Genomic DNA, 4,131 nt, shown 5'->3' with positions numbered 1-4,131 from the left:
CGGAGTTCTCCGACATTGCCGCCGATGCCAACCTGATGGACGACATGATCGTGCAAATCCCGGAGGCCCTGACTGCGCTGTACCTGCTGTGCAACGCACCAGACGAAAAACCGGCGATCCTCAAGCCACGTCACCACTAAGGTTCTGCCTATGGACAACCCCATAGGCAACCGCTCCCTGATGTTGCGCTACGTGCTGCTGGCTATCGGCTGGCTGAGCGTAGCGTTGGGGGTGATCGGGATTTTCCTGCCGGTGTTGCCCACCACCCCTTTCCTGCTGCTGGCGGCTGCCTGTTTCGCCCGCAGTTCGCCGCGCTTCTATCAATGGCTGGTCGATCATCCGCGGCTTGGACCGTGGATTCGTGACTACCTCGAAGGTAATGGCATTCCGCTCAAGGGTAAGGTCTACGCCATTGGGTTGATGTGGGTGAGCATTCTGTTTTCCTGCTATCTGGTGCCGATGCCTTGGGCGCGGGGGTTCATGCTGACCAGTGCGGTGCTGGTGACGATTTATATTGTTCGGCAGAAGACTTTGCGCAAGTTTTGAGTTTTTGGGGTGGTGTGGTGGTGTACATATCCATTGCTGCGGTAACGGCCGCTTATGGTTCCGCCCTTACGGCGGGTCACTTTCGAGAAGCGCGAAAGTAACCAAAGCGCTCTTGCCCCTTTCGTTCGGTGCCTCGCTGTGGCTCGGCATACCCTCGCTCCGGTCCTGCTCCGTGGGCCCGCCGCCATCGGCCATCCATGGCCGGGGGCGGCTAACCCGGCATCCATGCCGGGTTGCCCACTGCGCAGAACCTCCACTCGGCCTCTCGAGGGGGCAAGAAAATCAAAAGCCAAATCAAGAGCGAGGCGGCCTACCGGCCGGCCAGACTGGTTGGGAGCGTGCCTTTGCTGTGGGAGCCAGCCTGCTGGCGATGGTCGTTAACGATAAAGTGCACTGTCTGGATGAACGCGGCGTCTGGGCATTTTTCGCCAGCAGGGCTGGCTCCCACCAGGGGCTGAGGTACATCCAGAGAAGATCGGTTGGCTGGCGGGCCGCCATCGCTGGCAAGCCAGCTCCCACAGGGATCGAGTACATCTATTAGAAATTGGTCGGCTGGCAAGCCGCCCTCGCCAGCAGGCTGGCTCCCCAACGAAACCATCCCCCGACGACCAACCCCACCTTTCAATAAACACCACCTAGACTTCATCAATCTGCATCCGAGCAGCCCGACATGCCCCGCGGTCCGCGTAGTCCAGGATGGCCAACGCCCCGACTTCGGTTCGGCGGATGGCTGTTGCTGGGTGCTTTGCTGCTGGCCGGGCTGAGCAGCGTCCAGGCTGACTGGGATTTTGCACAGGTCCTGCAGAATGCCGAAAAACGCTACGGCGCCCTCGGCCCGGCCCGTGGGCGAATCGAGGCCTGGAGTCAAATGCTGCAGGGCGAACGCGACGCACCAGAGCGCGAGCAGTTGAACGCGGTCAATCGCTTTTTTAATCAACAACTGAATTTTCAGGACGACACACGCATCTGGCGGCAGACCGATTACTGGGCCACTCCCGTCGAAGCCCTGATCAAGGGCGCCGCCGATTGCGAAGACTACGCGCTGGCGAAGTATTTCAGCCTGCGCCAGCTCGGTATTCCCAGCGAAAAACTGCGCATCACTTACGTCAAGGCTTTGACCCAGAACCAGGCACACATGGTGCTGACGTTCTACAGCAACCCCGCCGCGGACCCACTTGTGCTGGACAACTTGATCGGCGACATACGCCCCGCCTCGCAACGCAAAGACCTGCTTCCGGTATATGCATTCAATGCCGAGGGCCTTTATCTGCCGGGCAAAAACGGCGGCCAACGCAGCAGCGATTCGAAAAAACTGTCGCGCTGGCAAGACGTTCTGCAAAAGATGCAAACCGAAGGGTTCACCGTGGGCGAAGGCTAGCCGCCACAGCAAGGAGCGTTTCATGAAACTGCGCAATCAACTGTTCCTCGCTATCTGCCTGTTCTTGCTGGTGGCGTTCAGCGGCAGTTTTTTTGTCGGCCTGGAAAGCTCCCGCGAACAGACCCTCGGCCAATTGCGCGCCCACGCCCAGGATACCGCCACAGCCTTGGGGTTGTCACTGACCGCTCAAGTCGATGACCCGGCGATGATGGAGTTGATGGTCAGTTCGATTTTCGACAGTGGCTATTTCAGCAGCATCCGCATCGTCAGCATCGATAACCAGCAAGTGTTGATAGAGCGCAGCGCTGAGGCGCAGGTCAAGGGTGTGCCTGGCTGGTTCGTCAGTCTTGTCAATCTGCAGCATGAAGGGGGCGATGCGCTGATCATGCGTGGCTGGCAGCAAGTGGCGCGGGTCGAAGTGCTGAGCAACCCGCAGTTCGCCCTGGCCAAACTCTGGGACAGCGCCCTGGGCAGCCTGATCTGGTTGCTGGTGTGCGGACTGCTCAGTGCCGTACTCGGTGGCTGGCTGTTGCGCCGGCAACTTCGTCCCCTCGACAACATGGTCCGGCAGGCCGAAGCCATCAGTAAACGCGAGTTCTTGAGCCTGCCGAAGCTGCCACGCACGCCGGAACTCAAACGCGTGGTGCTGGCGATGAACCAGATGGTCGAGAAGCTCAAGGCGTTATTCGGCGAAGAGGCCGCGCGCAGTGAAAAGCTGCGCCGCGAGTCTTATCAGGACAGCCAGACCGGGCTGGCCAATCGGCGTTTGCTGGACGAGCAATTGGCTGACCATTTGTTAGTCTGCGAACAAAGCTGTGAGGGGCATTTGTTGATGTTGCGGCTCAACGATCTGAATGGCCTCAACCAACGCCTGGGTGGTCAGCGCACCGATGCCTTGATCGGCGCGGTCGGAGAACTGCTCAAACGCCTGACCCGCCTGCCGCAGCGACGCACCTGGCTGGCTGCACGCAATCGCGGCGGCGAGTTCAGCCTGCTGTCGCCGGGCCTGGGAACCGAGGATGCCACGCGCCTGGCCGCCGAGATCAGTGCCACCCTGGAAAACCTGCGCCTGACCGGTGCCAGCGATTGCATGCCTGTCGCCCATTTGGGCATCGTAGCTTACCGCCCCGGCGAAGCCGCCACCGATGTGCTGTTACGTCTCGATCAGGCGCTGACTGAGGCACGCCAACATCCCGAGCGACCCTGGGCGCTTGCCAATCGCAGCGAAATCACCCTGAAACAATCCCCTCCCGACTGGCGCAGCTGGATCGATGACGCCCTGAACCAGGGTAAATTGCAGCTGTACTTTCAACCGGTGGTGCAATGCGCGGACACCAGTGAGGTGCTGCATCACAAAGTCCTCGCCCGCCTGCTCGACCCGCACGGCCAGGCGATCGCTGCCGGGCAGTTTTTGCCATGGATCGAGCGTTTCGGCTGGTCGGCAAGGTTCGACCTGGCGATGCTCGAAGCGACCTTCGACTACCTTGCCATCAATCGCTGGCCGCTCGCGTTGAGTTTGTCCGGCGCCACTTTGCGCGATCAGACTCAACTGGATCTGATCTTCGACATGCTCGAATCCCTCCCGGAACTGGCTCCGCTGCTGACCCTGGAAATCGACGAACGCCAACTGCCGCCTCCCGATGAACTTCAACGACTGAGTCATAGCCTGCTCGATACGGGCTACCGCATTGGCCTGCAACATTTCGGTGGCAGCTTCAGCCAGATTGGCAACTTGACCCAACTGGGCCTGGCCTACCTGAAAATCGACGGCGCCTATATCCGACACATTGATGAGCAGCGCGATAAACGGCTGTTTATCGAAGCGATCTACCGGGCGACCAACAGCATTGACCTGCCATTGATTGCGGAGATGGTCGAGACCCAGGGAGAGCTGGATGCGATCAGGGAGTTGGGGGTGTTCGGGGTGATGGGCAGGCTGATCGGGCCGCCGGAACCGATGTGAGTGTTACCCGTAGACCGAGCAATCGTTCATCGCGGGCAAGCCACGCTCCCACAAGGATTCGCGTCGTGCACACGTGTCGTGAATACTGGATAACCCTGGGGGCTCGCCCGCGAATGCGATGGTTCATTCAACCATGATGTCGACTGATCAACCGCAATCGCGAGCAGACTTACTCCCACATTTCAGGTCACACCGTATCCACCTTCAACGAATGATCATTAAGCATCCCGCTGATGATCGTCGC

Annotated in this window: 3 protein-coding genes and 1 pseudogene; all 4 read left to right on the top strand. The window is 59.9% G+C overall.

Annotation, left to right across the window (positions count from 1 at the left end; all coding sequences use genetic code 11):
* A pseudogene (locus tag D8V06_RS29195) lies at positions 1–140 on the top strand (YecA family protein); the annotation flags it as partial.
* A gap of 10 nt (positions 141–150) precedes the next feature.
* The gene (locus D8V06_RS29190) at positions 151–546 is read left to right on the top strand and encodes a YbaN family protein (RefSeq protein WP_056853072.1); all 396 of its coding nucleotides are present in this window, start codon (positions 151–153) and stop codon (positions 544–546) included.
* Between the two features lie 670 nt (positions 547–1,216).
* Positions 1,217–1,924 carry a cysteine protease LapG gene (gene lapG / locus D8V06_RS29180; protein WP_130908415.1) on the top strand — a complete coding sequence of 236 codons (708 nt, stop codon included), beginning with the start codon at positions 1,217–1,219 and terminating at the stop codon, positions 1,922–1,924.
* 22 nt (positions 1,925–1,946) lie between these two features.
* Positions 1,947–3,887, top strand: a complete 1,941-nt coding sequence (gene lapD / locus D8V06_RS29175; protein ID WP_130932344.1) for a cyclic di-GMP receptor LapD — start codon at positions 1,947–1,949, stop codon at positions 3,885–3,887.
* The last annotated feature ends 244 nt before the right edge of the window (positions 3,888–4,131 follow it).

It is taken from the genome of Pseudomonas sp. Sample_24, from assembly GCF_004307605.1.
Classification (GTDB): Bacteria; Pseudomonadota; Gammaproteobacteria; order Pseudomonadales; family Pseudomonadaceae; genus Aquipseudomonas.
Note: the sequence above shows the minus strand (reverse complement) of the source record. Positions and strands in the feature narration are given on the sequence as shown.

Coding starts and splice junctions, on each gene's coding strand:
- D8V06_RS29190 (WP_056853072.1), top strand. CDS start 151: ATGGACAACCCCATAGGCAACCGCTCCCTGATGTTGCGCTACGTGCTG.
- lapG (WP_130908415.1), top strand. CDS start 1,217: ATGCCCCGCGGTCCGCGTAGTCCAGGATGGCCAACGCCCCGACTTCGG.
- lapD (WP_130932344.1), top strand. CDS start 1,947: ATGAAACTGCGCAATCAACTGTTCCTCGCTATCTGCCTGTTCTTGCTG.